Source organism: Halomonas smyrnensis AAD6, from assembly GCF_000265245.1.
Taxonomy (GTDB): Bacteria; Pseudomonadota; Gammaproteobacteria; order Pseudomonadales; family Halomonadaceae; genus Halomonas; species Halomonas smyrnensis.
In genome coordinates this window covers 1-21,706 of record NZ_AJKS02000024.1, presented here as the reverse complement: position 1 = coordinate 21,706, position 21,706 = coordinate 1, and the positions used below count along the sequence as shown (strand labels likewise).

Here is a 21,706-nt window from a genome sequence, read left to right as displayed (position 1 = left end):
AGGCGGCCAGCGAAGAGGCCGCTCCGGACGCGGCGCCTGAACCGGCCAGGAGCGTCGAGTCGGACGAGCCCCGGGAGGCGCTGCGCTTCGCCCTGCAGGTGGCCTGCCTGGACGGGCGCTGGCTGGTGGTGCAGCCCGGCGAGGCGGCTCCCTCGCCGCTGGCGCAGCGGCTGCTGGCCAACCTGCTGCGGGCCGTCGGCGTCACGCCGGAGCATCCGCCGGCCTTCGAGGCCTTCCACTGGCCCCAGATCGAGGGGCTGGACGTGCAGGCGCCGCTGGACGAGGCGCGCCAGGGGCTCGGCGCCTTCCTCGCCGGCCGCGCGCGTCGCGGCTGGGCGCCGGAGCGGCTGCTGGTGTTCGGCGACGAGGCCACCCTGACGCGGGTGCTGGCCATCGACGACGGGCGCTCGACGGCGCTGGACCTGCCGGCCTGGCAGGGGCCCGCGCTGGAGACCCTGGCGGGAAGCGCCGAGGCCAAGCGAGACCTCTGGCCGCGGCTGCTCGACTGGCGCCGTGAGTGGCATGGTGAGGCAAAGGGTGAGGCGAAAGGCGATGCCTGAGCCTCGCCTGCGGGAGCTCGGCGGCGCCGATCTGTCGGCGCTGGTCGCGCTGGAGACAGGCGGCCAGGCCCATCCCTGGTCGGCGACGCGGCTCGAGCAGGCGCTGGCGGCGGAGGAATACGCGGTGCTGGGGCTGGAAGACGCGGCAGGGCTGATCGGCCACGCGGTGGTGTCGCGTCAGCCCTTCGACGCCGAGCTCGAGAGCATTCTCATCGCACCGGAGCGGCGCGGCGAGGGGCTGGCGGGAAGGCTGCTGGCCGCGGTCGTCGAGCGCGCCCGCGAAGGGGGCGCCGAGCGGCTGCTGCTGGAGGTGCGGGCGGGGAATGCCCCGGCGATCGCGCTGTACAGGCGGGCGGGATTCGCGGAGGACGGGCGCCGGCGCGGCTACTATCCGCCGCTGGCCGGCACCGAACGCGAGGACGCGCTGCTGATGTCCCGCCCCCTGACCTGACGCACGACGGGGCGGCCAGGGGCGGCGACGCTCGGCTCGTCAGCCGGCCTGCTGCTCGGCGGTGCTGTCGGTCTCGACATCGTCGAACTTGCCCAGCAGCGCGGACAGGCGGCGTTCCCACTCCTCGCGCTCCTGCTTGAGGCGGGCGTTTTCCTCGCGCAGCTCCTCGGCTTCCAGTTTCATCAATTCCAGTGCCTCGACGGCGCTGGCGACCTTCTGTTCGAGCTGGTTGAAGAGTTCGATGCTCATCCGTTTCTCCTGACGATGTCGGCGGGGCTGGGCCCGTGATTGGCGTCCTGCAGCGGCAGACTAACGCCGTGGACGGGGCTCAGCAAGCGTCTTCGTCGGGCAGCGCGTCGGCCGCGCCCGGGCGGTGATAGAGCCGCCCGGTGCTGTCGCCGGCCCGCACCTCGCGATGCAGCCGCCAGCCGTCCGGCACCTCCGGCGCGAGCTCCGACTCCGTCTCCACGTAGATCCAGGCGTCCGCCGCCAGCCAGCCGGCCTCGAGGGCCCGGCAGCAGGGCGCGGCGAGGCCCTGGCGGAAGGGCGGATCGAGGAACACCAGCGAGAAGGGCGATGACGCCTCGGCGAGCCCCGCCTCGAGATAGCCGAGTGCGTCGGCGACGCTGACCTCGGCGGACGCGATGCCAAGCGTGGCCAGGTTGTCGGACAGCACCCGGGCGACCCGCGCGTCGCGCTCCACCAGCGTCGCCTCGGCGGCGCCGCGGGAGAGGGCCTCCAGGCCCAGCGCGCCGGTGCCGGCGAACAGGTCCAGCACCCGGGCGCCGGGCGTGGTCATGCCCAACCAGTTGAACAGCGTCTCGCGGACGCGGTCCGGCGTGGGGCGCAGGCCCGGGCTGTCCAGCACCGGCAGCCGGCGGCGGCGATGCTCGCCGCCGATGATGCGCAGCTGCCCGGCGGGGCGGGAGGTCGCCTGCTTGCCGCGGCCGCGGGCAGGCGTCGAGGATCGGGAGGAGGGGCGTCGTCGGCTCATGGGCGCCGATTGTAGCGGGCGCCTTGTCCACAGTCATGGTGCGCGATGGTAGGATGTGGCGATTCGTTCACCCGCGAGGCTGAATCCCCCCATGTTCGGTTTTTTCAAGCGCAAGAAGAAGCAGCAAGAGCAGCAGCAGGAGCCCCGGCAGGCCCCCGAGGTCGAGCAGGAGGAGGCGCCGGATGCCGCGACGGCCGAGCCGGAGGCCGAGACGCCGAGCGAGGCGCAGCCCGTCCCGGCGACCGAGTCCGCCCCCGTCGCCGAGCGCGACGATGAATCCGCAGCGTCCACCGCGCCCGAGCCGGCCGTCGAGCCCGAACCGGCCGGGGAGCCCGAGCCGGTCGAGGAGCCCGAGACCCCCGCGGCAGACGCCGAACCCGCGCCCGCCGAGGCGCCTGAAACGCCCCGGGCCGCCGACGTCGAACCCGAGGCGTCCGAGCCCGAGGCAGCCGAGGCGGCAGACGCCGAGCCGGCCGCGGCGTCCGAGGCAGAGCCCGTCCCGTCGCCAGCCGAGCCGGCATCCGAACCCGAACAGGCCGCCGCGCTCGAGCCGGAGCCAGAACCGGAGCCAGAACCGGAGGCCGAGCCCGCTCCGGCGCCGGTGGAGCAGCCCAGGGCCGAGACCCGCGAGAAGCCCAAGGGCAAGAAGAAGGGGCTGTTCGCGCGCATGCGCGAGGGGCTGGGCAAGACCCGCGCCAACCTGACCGAGGGGCTCGCCGGCCTGTTCATGGGCCGCAAGCAGATCGACGACGATCTGATGGAAGAGCTCGAGACCCAGCTGCTGATGGCGGACGTGGGCATCGAGGCCACCACCGAGATCATCGAACGGCTCACCGACCGCGTCTCGCGCAAGGAGCTCAAGGATCCCGAGGCGCTCTACCAGGCGCTGCAGGAGGAGCTGGCGACCCTGCTCGACGGCGTCACCGCGCCGCTGGCGCTGCCGCCCAAGGGCGAGGGCCCGTTCGTGATCCTGGTGGTCGGCGTCAATGGCGTCGGCAAGACCACCACCATCGGCAAGCTGACCCAGCGCTTCCAGCGCGAGGGCCGCAGCGTGATGCTGGCCGCCGGCGATACCTTCCGCGCCGCCGCGGTGGAGCAGCTCAAGGTCTGGGGCGAGCGCAACGACGTGCCCGTGGTGGCGCAGCACACCGGCGCCGACAGCGCCTCGGTGGTCTACGACGCCCTGGCCGCGGCCCGCTCCCGCGGCGTCGACGTGCTGATCGCCGATACCGCCGGCCGGTTGCACAACAAGGCCCACCTGATGGAAGAGCTCAAGAAGGTGCGCCGGGTGATGGCCAAGCTCGACCAGCAGGCGCCTCACGAGGTGATGCTGGTGCTCGACGCCGGCACCGGCCAGAACGCGCTGTCCCAGGCCTCCACCTTCAACGAGGCGGTGCCGGTCTCCGGCATCACCCTGACCAAGCTCGACGGCACCGCCAAGGGCGGCGTCATCTTCGCCCTGGCCCAGCAGCTGGGCACGCCGATCCGCTTCATCGGCGTCGGCGAGACCCTGGACGATCTGCGTCCCTTCGATGCCCGGGAGTTCGTCGACGCCCTGTTCGACCGCGACGACGCCTCGGCATGATCGCCTTCGAGCACGTCGGCAAGCGCTACGGCGGGCGCTTCGAGGCGCTCGCCAATCTCGACTTCCGCGTGCGCCGCGGCGAGATGGTGTTTCTCACCGGCCACTCCGGGGCCGGCAAGAGCTCGCTGCTGCGGCTGCTGATGCGCCTGGAGCGGCCCAGCCGCGGGCGCATCCTGGTCGCCGGCCATGACATCGACCGCCTGCATCACAGCCAGGTGCCGTTCTACCGGCGCCAGATCGGCGTGGTGTTCCAGGATCACCAGCTGCTGTTCGACCGCTCGATCTATCACAACGTGGCGCTGCCGCTGGAGATCCAGGGCGCCGAGCCGCGCGAGGCGGCCCGCCGGGTGCGCGCGGCGCTGGACAAGGTCGGGCTGCTGCATCGCGAGAAGGCGCTGCCCATCGAGCTCTCCGGCGGTGAACAGCAGCGCGTGGGCATCGCCCGGGCGGTGGTCAACAAGCCGTCCCTGCTGCTCGCCGACGAGCCCACCGGCAACCTGGACCCCCAGCTGTCGGCGGACATCATGCGGCTGTTCGAGGACTTCCACCGCATCGGCACCACGGTAATGATCGCCAGCCACGATCTGGCGCTGATCGCCCGGCTGCGCCACCGTACCCTGCGCCTCAGCGAGGGGCGCCTGGTCGCCGACGAGGAGGCCTCATGAGCCGTGACACATCCACGCGCCGCGGCGCCCGTGCCCAGCGCCCTTCCTCCGGCGGCCGCTGGCGCGGCTGGCTGCGCCACCATCGCGCCATGGCGCTGGACAGCGCTCGCCGGCTGCTGCGCCACTCGCTGAGCAGCCTGCTGACCATGCTGGCCATCGCCATCGCCCTGGTGCTGCCGGCCGGACTGTGGCTGACCCTGGACGGCGCGCGGCTGCTCGACGCCGAGCTCGACGAGAGCGCGACCCTCACCGTCTATCTGCAAGAGCGCGTCGGCGATGCCGAGGCGGGGCGCATCGTCGAGGCCCTGGCCGCCCATGACGGCGTGGCCGACACGCGCCTGATCACCGCCGACGAGGGCATGGCCGAGTTCCAGCAGGCGCTGGGGCTGGAGGATGCCCTGGCGCGGCTGCCGGGCAATCCGCTGCCGGCCAGCGTGGTGATTCGCCCCGACGATCCGTCGCCGGCGGCGGTCAAGCGCCTGGCGGGCGGCCTGGAGGACATGGCCGGGGTCGAGGAGGTGCGCCTGGACCTGGCGTGGCTGGAGCGGCTCGGCCAGCTGGCCGAGCTGGGCCGCCGTGTCGGCCTGGGGCTCGCGGTGCTGTTCGGCCTGGGAGTGCTGCTGGTGGTCGGCAACACCGTTCGCCTGGCGGTGGAGAACCGGCGTCAGGAGATCGAGGTGGTGACCCTGATCGGCGCCACCCACGCCTTCGTGCGCCGCCCCTTCCTCTACAGCGGGGCCTGGTACGGGCTGGGCGGCGGGGCGCTCGCCTGCCTGCTGCTGACCCTCGGCGGCAACTGGCTGGCCACGCCGATCGCCGCGCTGGCGGCCAGCTACGGTGCGGGGTTCACGCTGCCGGGGCTGGGGTTCGCGGGGTCGGCAATCCTGCTCGGCTGTAGTACACTGTTGGGCTGGTTGGGCGCCTGGATCGCCGTGAGTCGTCACCTGGCGCAGATCCGGCCCCGCTAGCGAAGCATTTTCGAATCGGGAATACTGCGGAACCAAATCGGTAAGCCGCTATCCAATGCGGCGACTCGGGTTCCAAGTACGGGTTTCCATACGAGGGATTCCACACACGGGCTTCAACGGAGACATTTTGCACATGAGCACCAGTCTTCTGCCGGTGGGCCACCTTTCCCCGGGCCACGACCTCAACGGCTATATCCAGGCGGTGAACGGCATTCCCATGCTGACCGTCGACGAGGAGCGTGACCTGGCCTTCCGTCTGCACGACGAAGGCGACCTCGAGGCGGCTCGCCGTCTGGTAATGTCGCATCTGCGCTTCGTCGTACACATCGCGCGCAGCTATTCCGGTTATGGCCTGGCTCAGTCCGATCTGATCCAGGAAGGCAACGTCGGCCTGATGAAGGCGGTCAAGCGCTTCGACCCGCGCCAGGGCGTGCGCCTGGTGTCCTTCGCCGTGCACTGGATCAAGGCCGAGATCCACGAGTTCGTGCTGCGCAACTGGCGGATCGTCAAGATCGCCACCACCAAGGCCCAGCGCAAGCTGTTCTTCAACCTGCGCAGCGCCAAGAAGCGCCTGGCCTGGCTGAACACCGACGAGGTCGAGGCCATCGCCAAGGACCTCGACGTCAAGCCCGAGGTCGTGCGCGAGATGGAGGGCCGCCTGTCCGCCCACGATGCCGGCTTCGACGCCGCCCCGGGCGAGGACGAGGAGACCGCCTACCAGGCGCCGGTCCACTATCTGGACGACGCCAGCCAGGATCCGGCGACCCAGCTCGAGGACAGCGACTGGGAGGCCGACGCCACCCGCCGCCTGCAGATGGCGCTGGAGGGGCTCGACGAGCGCTCCCGCGACATCCTCCAGCAGCGCTGGCTGAGCGACGACAAGTCGACCCTGCACGAGCTGGCCGACGTCTATGGCGTGTCCGCCGAGCGCATCCGTCAGCTCGAGAAGAACGCCATGAAGAAGATCAAGCAGCAGATCGGCGAGACGCTCGCGGCCTGACGGCACGGGCCGCCGCGCCGCACGAAGAAAACCCCGAAGGCCTGGCCTTCGGGGTTTTTTGTTGCCGTCTCGTTCGGGCGGCGTCAGGCGGTCTGTACCGCCTCGCGCAGCAGCCCTGCCGACAGCACCGGCCACTGGTCGTCCCAGTGCGCGGTGGGCAGGTGGCGGAAGTCGCTGCGCACGTACTGGGCGATGCGCCCCTCGACCTGGGCGACCAGCAGGTTGGCGGCGGCCGGAATCGGCAGCGACGGGCGACGCCCCTCGCGCAGTTCCGCCTCCCGCAGCACCTGCTTGAGCTGGGTCTCGAGGCGTTCGAACAGCTGGTGGATGCGCTGGCGCAGCCGCGCCGTCTCGCCGGTCAGGGCGTCGCCGCCGAGCAGCCGCGACAGGCCCGGGTTCTTCTCGGCGAAGGCCAGCACCAGGGTGAGGATCCGGCCGCAGCGAGGCAGCGCCTCGGGCACCTCCTCGAGGATGCGGCCGATGCGTTCGAACAGCGTCTGTTCGATGAACTCGATGAGCCCCTCGAACATGCGTGCCTTGCTGGGGAAGTGGCGGTAGAGGGCGGCTTCGGAGACGCCGACCTGTCGCGCCAGGGCGGCGATGGTGATGCGCTTGCCGCTGTCTTCCTCCAGCATCAGCGCCAGTCCCTGGAGGATCTGCTCCCGGCGGCTGGGAGTGTGAGTTGCCTGCGTCATGATGTTCTTTTCTTGTCGGTCCTTGATAAGAGGGGCAGCCGGGGCCGTGGCCCCGGCGTCATCATCGGTTCGCGTTGGTGATCAACGTGCCCACTCCCGCGTTGGTGAAGATCTCCAGCAGGGTCGCATGGGGCACCCGGCCGTCGACGATGTGAGCGCTTGCCACGCCGCCCTTCACGGCGTCCAGCGCGCAGCGGATCTTCGGCAGCATGCCGCCATGAATGGTCCCATCGGCGATCAGGGCGTCAACTTGAGCGGTGGTCAGCCCGGTGAGCACCTCGCCCTCGGCGTTCATCAGCCCGGAGACGTTGGTCAGCAGCATCAGCTTCTCGGCGTCCAGCGCCTCGGCCACCTTGCCGGCCACCAGGTCGGCGTTGATATTGTAGCTGCGCCCGTCCTCGTCGACGCCGATCGGCGCGATCACCGGAATGAAATCGCGCTCGGCGAGCATCTCGATCAGGTCGGTGGAGATATGCTCCACCTCGCCGACGTGGCCGATGTCGATGATCTCGGAGGCCGCCATGTCCGGCGTCTGCTGCTCGACCCGGAGCTGGCGGGCGCGGATCTGGCCGCCGTCCTTGCCGGTCAGGCCGATGGCCTTGCCGCCGCTCTGGTTGATCAGGTTGACGATGCCCTTGTTGACCAGCCCGCCCAGCACCATCTCGACCACGTCCATGGTCTCGGCGTCGGTGACCCGCATGCCGTTGACGAAGCGCGACTCGATCTTGAGCTTGCCGAGCAGGTCGCCGATCTGCGGGCCGCCGCCGTGGACCACCACCGGATTGATGCCGACCTCCTTCATCAGCACCATGTCGCGGGCGAAGGAGTCGATCAGGGTGTCCTCGGTCATGGCGTTGCCGCCGTACTTGACCACCACGGTCTTGCCGGAGAAGCGCTGGATGTAGGGCAGGGCCTCCGAGAGCACCTCCACTACCTGGCGCGGGTCGCGGTTCTGTTCGCTCATGTCTTCCTTCCTGGTCGTGTCTTTGTCGTGGTTCACAGCGCCAGCTCGAGGTCCGGGGCCACCTGGGCGAGGGCGTCGGCGAAGCGGGCGCGGATGCGCGCAAGCGCCGCGTCGCTCTTGCCCTCGAAGCGCAGCACCAGCACCGGCGTGGTGTTGGAGGCGCGGCACAGGCCCCAGCCGTCCGGATAGTCGACGCGGATGCCGTCGAGGGTGGTCTTGATGCCATCGTCGCCGAAGTCGCCTTCCCGGGCCAGTCGCGCCACCAGCTCGAACTTGGTCTCGTCGGTGACGGCGACGTTGATCTCCGGGGTGCCGATGTCCTGCGGGTAGCGGTCGAAGAAGGCGTCGGCGTCTTCTGCATGACGCGACAGCACCTCCAGCAGCCGGGCGGCGCCGTAGAGGCCGTCGTCGAAGCCGTACCAGCGCTCCTTGAAGAAGATATGGCCGCTCATCTCGCCGGCCAGCTGCGCGCCGGTCTCCTTCATGCGCGCCTTGATCAGCGAGTGGCCGGTACGCCACATCTCCGGGGTGCCGCCGGCCTCATCGATGACGCGGGCCAGGTTGCCGGTGCACTTGACGTCGAAGATCACCCGCGCGCCGGGGTTGCGCTCGAGCATGTCCTCGGCGAAGGCCATCATCAGGTGGTCGGGGTAGATCAGCCGGCCCCGGGGCGTGATCACGCCCAGGCGGTCGCCGTCGCCGTCGAAGGCCAGGCCGATGTCGGCGTCGTGCTCGCGCACGGCGCGGATCAGGTCCTCGAGGTTCTCGGGCTTGCCCGGGTCCGGATGATGATTGGGGAAGGTGCCGTCGATCTCGGCGAACAGCGGGATCGTCTCGGCGCCCAGGCGCTCGACCAGCTCGGGGCCGAGTTCGCCGGCCACGCCGTTGCCGCAGTCCACCACCGCCTTGAGCGGGCGGGCCAGGGCCACGTCGCCGAGGATGCGCTCGAGGTAGGCCTCGCGCACGTTCTGCTCGTGCACCTCGCCGGCGCCCTCGGCCAGCTCGCCTTGCTCGATGCGGCGGTGCAGGTCGGTGATCGCCTCGCCGGACAGCGTCTCGCCGCCGAGCACGATCTTGAAGCCGTTGTAGTCCGGCGGATTGTGGCTGCCGGTGACCATCACGCCGGAGGCGGTGCCGTCCAGCACGTGGGTGGCGAAGTAGAGCACCGGCGTCGGCACCATGCCGATGTCGATCACGTCGCAGCCGCTGGCGGTCAGGCCGCGGGTCAGGGCGTCCTTGAGCCGCGGACCGGAGAGGCGGCCGTCGCGGGCCACCACCACCCGGTCCTCGCCGCGGGCGAGGGCGGCGCTGCCGATGGCCCGGCCGATGCCCTCGACGCCGGCCTCGGTGAGGGTGTCATCGACGATGCCGCGGATGTCGTAGGCGCGGAAGATCGAGGCCGGGGCCTGGCGAGAGCTGTCCTGTGTCATGTCGCTCGTCATCCTGGTGGGGGGAAAGGGCGGCGTCAGTGTCGGCCCGAAGCGTCAGTGGCGACCGGGGACGTCAGTGGCGCCCGGAGTGGCCGAAGCCACCGTCGCCGCGCAGGCTCTCGTCGAAGTCGTCGACTAGCTCGAGCTCGGCCTGCACCACCGGCACCAGCACGTACTGGGCCAGGCGCTCGAAGGGCTCGAGGGTGAAGGTGGTGCCGCCGCGGTTCCACACCGAGATCATCAGCTCGCCCTGGTAGTCGGAGTCGATCAGCCCGACCAGGTTGCCGAGCACGATGCCGTGCTTGTGGCCGAGCCCGGAGCGGGGAAGGATCATGCCGGCCAGGCCCGGATCGGCGATGTGGATGGCCAGGCCGGTGCGCACCAGCTGGCAGTCGCCGGGCTCGATGACCAGGGGCTCGTCGAGCAGGGCGCGCAGGTCCATGCCGGCGGAGCCCTGGGTGGCGTAGTGGGGCAGGTGGTCGCGCATCCGCTCGTCGAGCAGCTTGACGGCGAGGCGGGGGCGGTCGGCGAAGGTCGGCATGGTGTGGCTTCCAGAAATATAGAACGGTAAAAGACGAACGGCGTCGGGGATCAGTCGGCGTCGCCGGCCGACGAGGCCAGGCGTTCCAGCGCGCGGCGGATCACGGCCTCGGCGAGCTCGGCCTTGGGCTGGGGCGGCAGGTCGGCCTGGCCGGTGGTGTCGCCCTCGCGCCACAGCAGCAGGGCGGCGTTGTCGTCGGCGCCGAAGCCGAGCCCGGCGCGGGAGACGTCGTTGGCCACCACCATGTCGAGCCCCTTGCGCGCGAGCTTGTCGTGGGCGTAGGCGGCGAGGTCCCGGGTCTCGGCGGCGAAGCCGACGACGAAGGGGCGGTCGGCGCGCGCGGAGACGGCGGCGATGATGTCGGGGTTCTTGACCAGGCGCAGGGTGAGGGTGTCCTCGCCGTCCTGCTTCTTGAGCTTGTGCTCGGCCGGCGCCTCGGCGCGGTAGTCCGCCACCGCGGCGCAGCCGATGAACAGGTCGCAGTCGCCGGCCAGGCGCTGGGCGGCGTCGTGCATCTCCCGGGCGCTTTCCACGTCGATGCGCGTCGCGCCCGCCGGGGCGGGCAGCGCCACCGGGCCGCTGATCAGCGTCACCCGGGCGCCGAGGGCGGCGGCGGCGGTGGCCAGGGCGTAGCCCATCTTGCCGGAGCTGTGGTTGGAGAGGTAGCGCACCGGGTCCAGCGGCTCGCGGGTGGGGCCGGCGGTGATCACCACGTGCAGGCCCTCGGCGGGGCGGTCGGCGGGCCCGCTCAGGGCGGCGAGGATGGCGTCGGGCTCGAGCATGCGGCCTGGGCCCACGTCGCCGCAGGCCTGGTCGCCGCTGTCCGGGCCCAGCAGTGTCCAGCCGTCGTCGGCCAGCCGGCGGGCGTTGCGGGCGGTGGCCGGCTGGCGCCACATGGCCTGGTTCATGGCCGGGGCCATGGCCTTGTCGGCGTCGCTCGCCAGGCACAGGGTGGTGAGCAGGTCGTCGGCGTGGCCGTTGGCCAGTCGCGCCATCAGGTCGGCGGTGGCCGGGGCGATCAGGATCAGGTCGGCCCAGCGGGCCAGCTCGATGTGCCCCATGCCGGCCTCGGCCTCGGGGTCGAGCAGCGAGGTGCGCACCGGCTCGCCGGTCAGCGCCTGCAGCGTCAGCGGGGTGATGAAGGCCTGGGCGCCGTCGGTCATCACGACGCGCACCTCGCAGCCGGCCTGCTTGAGCAGGCGGGCGAGCTGGGCGCTCTTGTAGGCGGCAATGCCGGCGCTGATGCCGAGCAGAACGCGGCGTGGAAGGGCTGTCGACATGGTCGTATCCGCGGGTGAATCCGGCCGTCTACCTTACCATTCGGCCGCACCCTTGCGTAGCCGCGCTCCTTTGCTCTCCTCCTCGGTCAAGCGCCACGGGCTGATCCGTCATCGAGTCTCCGAGGAGGCGCTGTGAACCCATCCCTGGGCGCTACCGATGCCGTCCATGGCACAGGACCTCCTCTTCGACTCGCTGCCGGCGCCCCTGGTGCTGCGGCCGATGCCCGATCGCGCGCCTCGACTACAATGACATCGTGAAAAGGCGGGCAGGGAGGCCGGGATGTCGATTCGTGACTGGCCGGAGGGCGAGCGCCCCCGGGAGAAGCTGCTGGCGCTGGGTTCGGAGGCGCTCTCCGACGCCGAGCTGCTGGCGATCTTCCTGCGCGTGGGCGTGACCGGGCGCTCGGCGGTGGACCTGGCCCGCGACCTGCTGTCGGCCTTCGGCGGCCTGCGGCCGCTGCTGGAGGCCGATCGCAGGCGCTTCTGCGCCGAGCGCGGGCTGGGCGAGGCCAAGTTCGTGCAGCTGCAGGCCACGCTGGAGCTGTCACGGCGCCACCTGGCCAGCCAGCTGGCGCGGGAGGACGCGCTGACCTCGCCGTCGCTGGTGCGTGCCTATCTGGCCTCGCGGCTGCGCCATCTCGGCCACGAGGAGTTCGCGGCGCTGTTCCTCGACAGCCAGCATCGGGTGATCCGCTTCGAGTCGCTGTTCCGCGGCACCCTCGACAGCGCCTCGGTGTATCCCCGCGAGGTGGCGCGCCGCGCCCTGGAGCTGGGCGCCGGGGCGATCATCTTCGCCCACAACCACCCCTCCGGGGTGGCCGAGCCCAGCGATGCCGACCGGCGCATCACCGAGCGTCTCAAGGAGGCGCTCGGGCTGTTTGAGATCCGGGTGCTGGATCATTTCGTGGTCGGCGACGGCGAGGTGGTGTCATTCGCCGAGCGAGGGCTGCTATAATCCTCCGCGATCAAAATCCGCAGACGCAGTCGTGCTCGCCCGAGACTGGCCCCGAGGCCACGTTGGCCGGCGATGCCGCTGCACATTTCTGCACGTCGCTTGTCTGGCAACGTTGACTCTGGTATAAAGTGCAGCCTTTGAATTCCCTTGGGTCAAATGACAGCGGGGTCGTCCCGGTTTTGCCCGACAGGTTTTGAACAATCAGGTATTCGTACCTGGCCAAGCGGTTGGAGGCTCTCATGTCCAAAGTATGTCAGGTTACCGGCAAGCGCCCGGTGACTGGTAACAACGTTTCACACTCCCAGCGCAAGACGCGTCGTCGTTTCGTGCCGAACCTGCACAGCCACCGTTTCTGGGTGGAGTCCGAGAAGCGCTTCGTCAAGCTGCGCGTCTCCTCCAAAGGCATGCGCATCATCGACAAGAAGGGCATCGAAGCGGTGCTCGGCGACATTCGCAAGCGCGGCGAAACCGTCTAAGCGTTTCCATAAGGGAGAAGACTCATGCGTGACAAGATTCGTCTGGTGTCCAGCGCCGGTACCGGCCACTTCTACACCACCGACAAGAACAAGCGGAACACTCCTGACAAGATGGAGATGAAGAAATTCGATCCGGTTGTTCGCAAGCACGTGATGTACAAGGAAGCCAAGATCAAGTAAGTCGGGATCCCCGCGGTTCCCGAGATCGCTTCCGCCGCAGGCCTCGGCCTGTCCTCAAGAACCCGGCCCGATGGTCGGGTTCTTGCGTATGATCGCCGCACGCCGCCGATAGCAGGTCGTTCCATGCCCGAGTTGCCCGAAGTCGAGACCACCCGGCGCGGCATTGCCCCGCACGTGGAAGGCCGCGAGATCACCGAGGTGATCGTGCGCCAGTCCCGCCTGCGGGTGCCGGTGCCGGACGACCTGGTCGACCGCCTGGTGGGCGCGCGCATCGGGCCGCTTTCGCGTCGTGCCAAGTACCTGCTGATCCCCGTGGAAGGCGACGGCGGCACGCTGCTGTGGCATCTCGGCATGTCCGGCAGCCTGCGCGTCGCCCGGGTCGGCGAGCTGCCCAAGAAGCACGATCACGTCGACCTGGTGCTCGACGACGGCGCGGTGCTGCGTTACCACGACCCGCGGCGCTTCGGGTTCGTCGACTGGCTGGCCGGCGACGCCGAGCACGACGCGCGTCTCGCGAAGCTGGGCCCGGAGCCGCTCTCCGAGGCCTTCGACGGCGGGCGGCTGTACGAGCTGTCGCGCCGGCGGCGCATGGCCGTGAAGCCCTTCCTGATGGACAATGCCGTGGTCGTCGGCGTCGGCAACATCTACGCCGCCGAGGCGCTGTTCCTGGCCGGCATCGACCCCCGTCGCGCCGCCGGGCGCATCTCGCGCGAGCGCTACGACCGCCTGGCGGCCGCGGTCAGCGAGGTGCTGGCCGCCGCCATCACCCAGGGCGGCACCACCCTGCGCGACTTCGTCAGCGGCACCGGCGAGCCGGGCTACTTCGCCCAGCGGCTCAACGTCTACGGCCGCGACGGCGAACCCTGCCGGCGCTGCGGCGCCGAGCTGCGCCTGGTGACCCTGGGCCAGCGGGCCAGCGTCTTCTGCGGCGAGTGCCAGACCTGAGCGCCGCCACCCGATTCCGATGCCCGGGCCCAAGGCCGGCATCCCCCGAACGTCCCTGCGACGCCCACGAAGCGACGCCCACGACCTCCATGATGAGAGCCACGACATGACCGCCCTACGCTCACTGCGCCTGAAGAAGAACGCCGATCGCCGCCTCAAGGCGGGACATCTCTGGCTGTACTCCAACGAGATCGACACCCGGGCCACGCCGCTCAAGGACTTCGCCCCCGGCGAGCAGGCCCAGGTCGAGGCCGCCAACGGCAAGGCGCTGGGCGTGGCCTACGTCAACGCCCACTCGCTGATCTGCGCGCGCCTGGTGTCCCGCGATCCGGGCATGCAGCTCGACCGCTCGCTGCTGGTCCATCGCCTGAACCAGGCCCTGGCCCTGCGCCAGCGCATGTTCGACAAGCCGTTCTATCGCCTGGTGCACGGCGAGGGCGACCTGCTGCCGGGGCTGATCATCGACCGCTTCGGCGACGTGCTGGTGGTGCAGCTCAACACCGCCGGCATGGAGGCCCAGCTCGAGCCGCTGCTCGACGCCCTGGACAAGGTCGTCTCGCCGAGCGCCGTGGTGCTGCGCAACGACACCTCCGGCCGCCGTCAGGAAGGCCTCGAGAGCCGGATCGAGGTGGTCAAGGGCACGCTGCCGGAGGCGGTGGAGCTCGAGGAGAACGGCGTGCGCTTCGTCGCCCCGGTGCTCGACGGCCAGAAGACCGGCTGGTTCTACGACCACCGCGTCAACCGCGCCTGGCTCAACCAGCAGGTGGCCGGCAAGCGCGTGCTCGACCTGTTCAGCTACGTCGGCGGCTGGGGCGTGCAGGCCGCCGCCAGCGGTGCCAGCGAGGTGCTGTGTGTGGACGCCAGCGCCCCGGCCCTCGAGCGGGTCGCCGACAACGCCGCCCTCAACGGCCTGCACGAGCAGGTGGCGGTGGGCGAGGGCGATGCCTTCGAGGCCATGGCCGCGCTCAAGGCCGACGGCGAACAGTTCGACGTGGTGATCCTGGATCCGCCCGCCTTCATCAAGAAGCGCAAGGACACCACCGCCGGCGAGCGCGCCTACGGCAAGCTCAACCGCGAGGCCATGCGCCTGCTGGGCCGCGACGGCCTGCTGCTGTCGGCCTCCTGCTCGATGCATCTGGCGCCGGAGCGCCTGGTGGACACCGTGCGCGGCGCCGCCCGCCACCAGGATCGCCACGCCCAGATCCTGTTCCAGGGCCACCAGGGGCCGGATCACCCGGTGCACCCGGCGATCCCCGAGACCTCCTACCTCAAGGCCCTCGGCGTGCGCGTCTTCCGCGATTGATCGAGGCCCGATGAAACGGGGCGCGCCATCCGGCGCGTCCCGTTTTTCCTGACCGCGAGTGCCCATGAACGACTTCGCCTTCGTCCGCGTCTTCTCCCACACCAATCCGCTGCTGGTCGGCCACGTGGCCAACCTGCTGGAGGTCGCCGGCATCCCCGTCGAGCGGCGCAACCTGACCCTGGGCGGCGGCGCCGGCGAGCTACCGCCGGGGGAGTGCGAGCCCGAGGTCTGGGTCGCCCCCCACAATCGGGCCCGGGCCGAGGCATTGATCCACGAGGCCCTCGACGGCCGCGAAGACCGCCCGGCCTGGACCTGCCCCGGCTGTGGCGAGCGGCTGGAAGGCGCGTTCGATGCCTGCTGGAACTGCGGCGGCTCCCGGCCCTGATGCCGGGCGCCTCGGGCCGAGGTCTGGTCGTCGAGGGAATTGTGGCGTGAACCCCTTCTGGCAGAACGACGTCCTGTGTCGCTCGCCACTTTCCTGAAAATCCTGTCTTTTGAAGCGCGCCCGTCTGCGTGATCGTTCTGCTGTGCTGTAATGAGGTGGTGAGCCATTCTCATCCATCGGCCAACCGCGGAGGATCGTCATGCAGATCGCCGTTCCGAAGGAAATCAAGAACCATGAATACCGCGTCGCCCTGACGCCCAGCGGCGCCCGCGAGCTGATCGGCCGCGGCCACGCGGTGGTCGTTCAGGCCGGCGCCGGCGAGGGCGCGGGCTTTTCCGATGCCGACTACGAGGCCGCCGGGGCGCGCCTCGAGCCCGACGTGGCCCGGGTATGGGCCGAGGCCGAGCTGGTCCTCAAGGTCAAGGAGCCCCAGCCGGAGGAGGTCGCACGGCTCTCGAAGGGGCAGACGCTGTTCACCTACCTGCACCTGGCCGCCGAGCAGGAGCTGACCCGCGGGCTGATGGAAAGCGGGGCCACCTGCCTCGCCTACGAGACCATCACCGCGGCCGATGGCGGGCTGCCGCTGCTGGCGCCGATGAGCACCGTGGCGGGCCGCATGGCGGTGCAGGCCGGCGCCCACAGCCTGGAGAAGGCCCAGGGCGGCGCCGGCGTGCTGCTGCCCGGCGTGCCCGGCGTGGCGCCGGCGCGGGTCACCGTGATCGGCGGCGGCGTGGTCGGCGAGAACGCCGCCCGCATGGCGCTGGGGCTGGGGGCCGAGGTGACGGTGCTGGACAAGTCCATCCCGCGCCTCGAGACCCTCGACGACCGCTACCAGGGGCGCATGAAGACCGTGTTCTCCACCGCCGACGCCCTCGAGGAGGCGGTGCGCGAGTCCGACCTGATCATCGGCGCCGTGCTGGTGCCCGGCGCCGCCGCGCCCAAGCTGATCACCCGTGCCATGCTGGCGGAGATGAAGCCGGGCAGCGTGCTGGTGGACGTGGCCATCGACCAGGGCGGCTGCTTCGAGACCAGTCGGCCGACCACGCACGCCGAGCCGACCTACGTGGTCGACGGCGTGGTGCACTACTGCGTGGCCAACATGCCCGGCGCGGTGGCGCGCACCTCGACCCAGGCGCTGACCAACGCCACCCTGCCGTTCGTCGTCGCCCTGGCCGACAAGGGCTGGCAGCAGGCGCTGGCCGACGACGCCCACTTCGCCGCGGGGCTCAACGTCCACGACGGCCAGCTGACCTATCGCGCCGTGGCCGAGGCCTTCGGGCTCGAGTACGTGGAGGCCGACCGGCTGATCGGCTGATTCCCGTTACCGAGTCGATGGCTGGCGGGCGCCGGGGATAAGGCGGAGCGAGGGTTTTTGCCATGGACGGCAAAAGTAGCGCCCAGGGAGGGGGGCACAGCGCCTCCTCGATGGTCCGGCACCCCGGGACCTGTCGCCGGATCAGCCCGCGGGCGGCCTCAGGCAGGTCGCCTTGGCCGGGGCGCCGCGTTACCATAGCGGGCATTCGAGAGTCAGCTGAGTCCCGCTTTCATGACCGCATCGTCCGACAAGACCCGTGTGCTGACGGGCATCACCACCACCGGCACGCCCCACCTCGGCAACTACGTCGGGGCCATCAAGCCCGCCATCGCGGCGAGCCAGGACCCGAGCGTCCAGTCCTACTACTTCCTCGCCGACCTGCACGCGCTGATCAAGTGCCAGGACCCCAAGCGGGTCCAGCAGTCGCGCCTGGAGATCGCCGCCACCTGGCTGGCGCTGGGGCTCGATACCGACAACGCCATCTTCTATCGCCAGTCGGACATCCCCGAGATCGGCGAGCTGAACTGGATGCTGTCCTGCGTCTGCGCCAAGGGCCTGATGAACCGCGCCCACGCCTACAAGGCGGCGGTGGCGGAGAACGAGGAGGCCGGCAGCCCCGACCCCGATCGCGGCATCACCATGGGCCTGTTCGGCTACCCGGTGCTGATGGCGGCGGACATCCTGATGTTCAACGCCAACAAGGTGCCGGTCGGCCGCGACCAGATCCAGCACATCGAGATGGCGCGTGACATGGGCGGGCGCTTCAACCACCTGTTCAAGGGGCAGTACTTCACCCAGCCCGAGGCGGTGGTGGACGAGCGGGTCCAGGTGCTCAACGGCCTGGACGGTCGCAAGATGTCCAAGAGCTACGAGAACACCATTCCGCTGTTCGTCTCCGAGAAGAAGCTTCTGAAGCTGGTGCGCAAGATCAAGACCAACTCGCTGGAGCCCGGCGAGCCCAAGGACCCGGACACCTGCACCCTGTTCCAGATCTACTCGGCCTTCGCCAGCGCCGAGGAGACCGCGGCCATGCGCACCGAGTACGAGAACGGCATCGGCTGGGGCGACGCCAAGAACCGCGTCTTCGAATACCTGAATGCCCACCTGCGCGAGCCCCGCGAGCGCTACCAGGCGCTGCTGGAAGACCCCGGTCATATCGAGGCCGTGCTGAAGCAGGGCGCCGAGCGCGCTCGGGCCGAGGCCGCGCCCTTCATGGACCGCCTGCGCAAGGCGGTCGGCCTGGGCCAGTTCGTCTAGCCACGGTGCCCCAAGGTTGAGATCCACAACGGCGCCTCCGACCCTGGTCGGGGGCGCCGTTGTGGTAGAGTACGCCCCAAGGCGCCGCAGAGCGCCACGGCCCGCATTCCCGACATGGAAAGAGAGAACTTGATGACCAGCGAAGCCAAGCGCCCCCTCTATGTGCCCTACGCCGGGCCGCCTCTGCTCGAAATGCCCCTGCTCAACAAGGGCAGCGCCTTCACCCGGGAGGAGCGCTTCGAGTTCAACCTCGTCGGCCTGCTGCCGCAGAACGTCGAGACCATCGAGGAGCAGGCGGAGCGGGCCTATCGCCAGTATCGCCAGTGCCAGACCGACCTGGATCGCCACATCTACCTGCGCGCCATCCAGGACGACAACGAGACCCTGTATTTCCGCCTGGTCTCCGAGCATCTCGAGGAGATGCTGCCGATCATCTATACGCCGACGGTCGGTCAGGCCTGCGAAGAGTTCTCCAACATCTACCGCAATCACCGCGGCCTGTTCGTGTCCTACCCCGACCGCGACCGCATGGACGACATCCTGCGCAGCGCGACCAAGGACAACGTCAAGGTGATCGTGGTCACCGACGGCGAGCGCATCCTCGGCCTCGGTGACCAGGGCATCGGCGGCATGGGCATCCCGATCGGCAAGCTGTCGCTGTATACCGCCTGCGGCGGCATCAGCCCGGCCTACACCCTGCCGATCCAGATCGACGTGGGCACCAACAACCAGACCCTGCTCGACGATCCCATGTACATGGGCTGGCGCCATCCGCGTATCTCCCAGGAGGAGTACAACGCCTTCATGGCCGAGTTCATCACCGCCGTGAAGCGTCGCTGGCCGAACGTGCTGCTGCAGTTCGAGGACTTCGCCCAGGCCAATGCCCTGCCGCTGCTCGACCGCTACCGCGACGAGCTGTGCTGCTTCAACGACGACATCCAGGGCACCGCCTCCGTCTGTGTCGGCACCCTGATGGCGGCCTGCAAGGCCCGCGGCGAGACCGTCAGCGACCAGCGCGTGGCGGTGGTCGGTGCCGGTTCGGCCGGCTGCGGCATCGCCGAGCAGATCGTCGTGGCCATGCAGACCGAGGGCCTGTCCGAGGCCGAGGCCCGCGAGCGCATCTACATGGTCGACCGCGAGGGCCTGGTGACCGGCGACCAGGACTGGCTGCGCGACTTCCAGCGTCGCCTGGCCCAGGAAGTGACGCTGGTCGCCGACTGGGACGGCCAGTCGCTGCTGGAGGTGGTCAAACGGGTCAAGCCGACCGTGCTGCTCGGCGTCAGCGGCCAGCAGGGCATCTTCACCGAAGAGGTGATCCGCACCATGCACGCCGGCTGCGCCTCGCCGCTGGTGATGCCGCTGTCCAACCCGACCTCCCGCGCCGAGGCGGTGCCGGCGGACGTGATCCGCTGGACCGACGGCCAGGCCATGGTCGCCACCGGCAGCCCCTTCGCCCCGGTGGAGCACGACGGCCGCTCCTACCCGATCGCCCAGTGCAACAACGCCTATATCTTCCCGGGCATCGGCCTCGGCGTGGTGGCGTCCGGCGCCAAGCGCATCACCGACACCATGCTGATGGCCGCCTCCCGGGCGCTGGCCGACGCGGCGCCGGTCGCCAGGACCGGTGAGGGCGCGGTGCTGCCGGCGCTGGCCGACATCCGCGAGCTGTCCAAGGCGATCGCCTTCGAGGTGGGGGCCGAGGCCCAGCGCGAGGGCGTGGCGCTGAAGTCCGACGAACAGACACTGCGCCACGCCATCGAGCGCAACTTCTGGACGCCGGAGTATCGCGCCTATCGTCGCCGCTCCTTCTGAGGAAGCGCGGATTTATTGCTGCGCTCGATATCCTGGCCGCCGGCGGTGCTCGCATTCCTCATTGAGCACCCAGTCAATTCCGGATGTTCCTCTCCGGCGGCGGCCAGCCTCTCTTCGCTCGCGACATAAATCTGCGCTCCCTGGAAAATGATGATGGCTTGAAGGCAAGCCATTGATGAAAAAGCCCCCGCCGGGTCACCGGTGGGGGCTTTTGCGTTTACGGCGTTCGCTCAGAAGGCTGGATCAGGCTGAACCGATCATCTTGCGCAGCACGTAGTGCAGGATGCCGCCGTGGCGGTAGTACTCCAGCTCGTTGGCGGTGTCGATGCGGCACAGCGCCTCGAGGGTCTGCTCGCCCTTGTCGCTCTCGATCGTCACCTCGACCCTGCCGCCCGGGGCGAGATCGTCGAGGCCCTTGATGGAGACGCGCTCGTCGCCGGTCAGGCCCAGGGTCTCGCGGGTCTCGCCCTCGGGGAACTGCAGCGGCACCACGCCCATGCCGATCAGGTTGGAGCGGTGGATACGCTCGTAGGACTCCGCCAGCACGGCGCGCACGCCGAGCAGCCGGGTGCCCTTGGCGGCCCAGTCGCGGGAGGAGCCGGTGCCGTATTCCTTGCCGGCGATCACCACCAGGGGCGTGCCTTCCTGCTGGTACTGCATGGCCGCGTCATAGATGGCCATCTGCTGGCCGGAGGGCACGTGGCGGGTCTCGCCGCCGACCACGCCGTCGAGCATCTCGTTCTTGATGCGCACGTTGGCGAAGGTGCCGCGCATCATGATCTCGTGGTTGCCGCGCCGCGAGCCGTAGGAGTTGAAGTCCACCGGCTTGACGCCGCGCTCCTGCAGGTAGCGGCCCGCCGGGCTGTCGGGCTTGATGGCGCCGGCCGGCGAGATGTGGTCGGTGGTCACCGAGTCGCCGAGCATGGCCAGCACGTGGGCGCGGTGGACGTCCTCGGTGGGGGCGGGGTCGCGGCCCATGCCGTCGAAGAACGGCGGATGCTGGATGTAGGTGGAGGCCTCGTCCCACTGGTACACCTCGCTCTCGGGGACGTCGATGGCCTTCCACACCTCGTCGCCCTCGAACACCTCGGCGTACTCCTTGCGGTACATCTCGGTGCGGACCTTCTCCACCGCCTCGGCGATCTCGGCCTGGGAGGGCCAGATGTCCTGCAGGTAGACCGGCTTGCCGTCGCGGTCGATGCCCAGCGGGTCGCGGGCCAGGTCCTTGCGCACGTTGCCGGCCAGGGCATAGGCCACCACCAGGGGCGGCGAGGCCAGCCAGTTGGTCTTCACCTGCGGATGGACGCGGCCCTCGAAGTTGCGGTTGCCGGACAGCACCGAGGCCACGGTCAGGTCGCCGTCGGTGATCGCCTGCTCGATCGGGCCGGGCAGCGGGCCGGAGTTGCCGATGCAGGTGGTACAGCCGTAGCCGACCAGGTTGAAGCCCAGGGCGTCGAGGTCGCCCTGCACGCCGCCGGCGGCCAGGTAGTCGGTGACCACCTTGGAGCCGGGGGCCAGCGAGGTCTTGACCCAGGGCTTGGTGTCGAGGCCGCGCTCCCGGGCGTTACGCGCCAGCAGGCCGGCGGCCATCATCACGCTGGGGTTGGAGGTGTTGGTGCAGGAGGTGATGGCGGCGATCACCACCGCGCCGGGGTCGAGGCGGAAGGCCTCGCCCTCGAGGTCGACCTGCTGGCTGTCGTGGTGCTCGTAGCTCTCCTCGACGCCGACCGCGGTCTGGCCGCCCTCGGACATCAGCTTGCCCTTCTCGGAGGGCGCCTCGAGCGGCTTGCCGTCGTCTTCCATCACCTTGGCGAAGGCCGTCGGCATGTCGGCCAGGTTGACGCGGTCCTGGGGCCGCTTGGGGCCGGCCAGGCTGGCCTCGACGTCGCCCATGTCGAGCTCGAGGGTATCGCTGAAGACCGGCTCGGCGCCGGGTTCGCGCCAT

22 protein-coding genes and 1 pseudogene are annotated in these 21,706 nt (G+C 70.0%); 15 read left to right on the top strand and 8 right to left on the bottom strand.

Annotated elements, in window-relative coordinates:
- Both UYS_RS18710 and rimI read left to right on the top strand, forming a co-directional pair.
- Positions 1–560: pseudogene (locus UYS_RS18710) on the top strand (hypothetical protein); the annotation flags it as partial.
- On the top strand, positions 553–1,011 hold the full coding sequence (gene rimI, locus UYS_RS0216165; RefSeq protein WP_016856561.1) for a ribosomal protein S18-alanine N-acetyltransferase: 459 nt from the start codon (positions 553–555) through the stop codon (positions 1,009–1,011). The pseudogene UYS_RS18710 and the gene rimI, both read left to right, overlap by 8 nt.
- A gap of 39 nt (positions 1,012–1,050) precedes the next feature.
- On the opposite strand, the gene UYS_RS0216160 is transcribed toward rimI, so the two are convergent.
- Both UYS_RS0216160 and rsmD read right to left on the bottom strand, forming a co-directional pair.
- Positions 1,051–1,260: a cell division protein ZapB gene (locus tag UYS_RS0216160; protein WP_016856560.1), complete on the bottom strand. Its 210-nt coding sequence runs from the start codon at positions 1,258–1,260 to the stop codon at positions 1,051–1,053.
- Between the two features lie 79 nt (positions 1,261–1,339).
- The gene (gene rsmD, locus UYS_RS0216155) at positions 1,340–2,005 is read right to left on the bottom strand and encodes a 16S rRNA (guanine(966)-N(2))-methyltransferase RsmD (protein ID WP_016856559.1); all 666 of its coding nucleotides are present in this window, start codon (positions 2,003–2,005) and stop codon (positions 1,340–1,342) included.
- A gap of 91 nt (positions 2,006–2,096) precedes the next feature.
- Here rsmD and ftsY point away from each other — a divergent pair, with 91 nt between their 5' ends.
- From ftsY to rpoH, 4 genes are all read left to right on the top strand, one after another.
- Positions 2,097–3,590: a signal recognition particle-docking protein FtsY gene (ftsY, locus tag UYS_RS0216150; protein ID WP_016856558.1), complete on the top strand. Its 1,494-nt coding sequence runs from the start codon at positions 2,097–2,099 to the stop codon at positions 3,588–3,590.
- A complete protein-coding gene (gene ftsE / locus UYS_RS0216145; protein ID WP_016856557.1) occupies positions 3,587–4,255 on the top strand; it encodes a cell division ATP-binding protein FtsE in 669 nt (222 codons plus the stop codon). The genes ftsY and ftsE overlap by 4 nt, the downstream gene beginning before the upstream one ends.
- A complete protein-coding gene (gene ftsX, locus UYS_RS0216140) occupies positions 4,252–5,223 on the top strand; it encodes a permease-like cell division protein FtsX (RefSeq protein WP_016856556.1) in 972 nt (323 codons plus the stop codon). Before ftsE ends, ftsX begins: the two co-directional genes overlap by 4 nt.
- A gap of 133 nt (positions 5,224–5,356) precedes the next feature.
- Positions 5,357–6,223 carry an RNA polymerase sigma factor RpoH gene (gene rpoH, locus UYS_RS0216135; protein ID WP_016856555.1) on the top strand — a complete coding sequence of 289 codons (867 nt, stop codon included), beginning with the start codon at positions 5,357–5,359 and terminating at the stop codon, positions 6,221–6,223.
- 83 nt (positions 6,224–6,306) lie between these two features.
- On the opposite strand, the gene slmA is transcribed toward rpoH, so the two are convergent.
- The 5 genes from slmA to coaBC form a co-directional block, all read right to left on the bottom strand.
- Entirely contained in the window at positions 6,307–6,918 is a 612-nt protein-coding gene (gene slmA / locus UYS_RS0216130; protein ID WP_026068628.1) for a nucleoid occlusion factor SlmA, read from the bottom strand.
- Positions 6,919–6,979: 61 nt separating this feature from the next.
- Positions 6,980–7,882 carry an acetylglutamate kinase gene (gene argB / locus UYS_RS0216125; RefSeq protein ID WP_016856553.1) on the bottom strand — a complete coding sequence of 301 codons (903 nt, stop codon included), beginning with the start codon at positions 7,880–7,882 and terminating at the stop codon, positions 6,980–6,982.
- 32 nt (positions 7,883–7,914) lie between these two features.
- A complete protein-coding gene (locus UYS_RS0216120) occupies positions 7,915–9,312 on the bottom strand; it encodes a phosphomannomutase/phosphoglucomutase (protein WP_016856552.1) in 1,398 nt (465 codons plus the stop codon).
- Positions 9,313–9,385: 73 nt separating this feature from the next.
- Positions 9,386–9,853, bottom strand: coding sequence for a dUTP diphosphatase (gene dut, locus UYS_RS0216115; protein ID WP_016856551.1), 468 nt, complete (start codon positions 9,851–9,853; stop codon positions 9,386–9,388).
- Positions 9,854–9,903: 50 nt separating this feature from the next.
- Positions 9,904–11,133 (bottom strand): bifunctional phosphopantothenoylcysteine decarboxylase/phosphopantothenate--cysteine ligase CoaBC, encoded by a 1,230-nt coding sequence (coaBC, locus tag UYS_RS0216110; RefSeq protein ID WP_016856550.1) that lies wholly within the window; start codon positions 11,131–11,133, stop codon positions 9,904–9,906.
- A gap of 280 nt (positions 11,134–11,413) precedes the next feature.
- Here coaBC and radC point away from each other — a divergent pair, with 280 nt between their 5' ends.
- The 9 genes from radC to UYS_RS0216065 all read left to right on the top strand — a co-directional run bounded on the left by radC (position 11,414) and on the right by UYS_RS0216065 (position 19,761).
- Entirely contained in the window at positions 11,414–12,088 is a 675-nt protein-coding gene (radC, locus tag UYS_RS0216105) for a RadC family protein (RefSeq protein WP_016856549.1), read from the top strand.
- Between the two features lie 239 nt (positions 12,089–12,327).
- Positions 12,328–12,564, top strand: a complete 237-nt coding sequence (rpmB, locus tag UYS_RS0216100; RefSeq protein ID WP_035592734.1) for a 50S ribosomal protein L28 — start codon at positions 12,328–12,330, stop codon at positions 12,562–12,564.
- 24 nt (positions 12,565–12,588) lie between these two features.
- Positions 12,589–12,744 (top strand): 50S ribosomal protein L33, encoded by a 156-nt coding sequence (gene rpmG / locus UYS_RS0216095; RefSeq protein ID WP_016856547.1) that lies wholly within the window; start codon positions 12,589–12,591, stop codon positions 12,742–12,744.
- A gap of 123 nt (positions 12,745–12,867) precedes the next feature.
- Positions 12,868–13,689 carry a bifunctional DNA-formamidopyrimidine glycosylase/DNA-(apurinic or apyrimidinic site) lyase gene (mutM, locus tag UYS_RS0216090; protein ID WP_016856546.1) on the top strand — a complete coding sequence of 274 codons (822 nt, stop codon included), beginning with the start codon at positions 12,868–12,870 and terminating at the stop codon, positions 13,687–13,689.
- Between the two features lie 106 nt (positions 13,690–13,795).
- Entirely contained in the window at positions 13,796–14,992 is a 1,197-nt protein-coding gene (locus UYS_RS0216085) for a class I SAM-dependent rRNA methyltransferase (RefSeq protein ID WP_016856545.1), read from the top strand.
- Between the two features lie 64 nt (positions 14,993–15,056).
- Complete coding sequence (locus UYS_RS0216080) at positions 15,057–15,377, top strand: putative signal transducing protein (RefSeq protein ID WP_016856544.1); 321 nt, start codon at positions 15,057–15,059, stop codon at positions 15,375–15,377.
- Between the two features lie 199 nt (positions 15,378–15,576).
- Positions 15,577–16,692 carry an alanine dehydrogenase gene (gene ald, locus UYS_RS0216075; RefSeq protein WP_016856543.1) on the top strand — a complete coding sequence of 372 codons (1,116 nt, stop codon included), beginning with the start codon at positions 15,577–15,579 and terminating at the stop codon, positions 16,690–16,692.
- A 231-nt stretch (positions 16,693–16,923) separates the two neighbouring features.
- On the top strand, positions 16,924–17,949 hold the full coding sequence (locus UYS_RS0216070; RefSeq protein WP_016856542.1) for a tryptophan--tRNA ligase: 1,026 nt from the start codon (positions 16,924–16,926) through the stop codon (positions 17,947–17,949).
- 132 nt (positions 17,950–18,081) lie between these two features.
- Positions 18,082–19,761 (top strand): NAD-dependent malic enzyme, encoded by a 1,680-nt coding sequence (locus tag UYS_RS0216065; RefSeq protein ID WP_016856541.1) that lies wholly within the window; start codon positions 18,082–18,084, stop codon positions 19,759–19,761.
- A 243-nt stretch (positions 19,762–20,004) separates the two neighbouring features.
- On the opposite strand, the gene acnA is transcribed toward UYS_RS0216065, so the two are convergent.
- The coding region (acnA, locus tag UYS_RS0216060) for an aconitate hydratase AcnA (RefSeq protein WP_016856540.1) at positions 20,005–21,706 on the bottom strand (1,702 nt) is incomplete at its 5' end.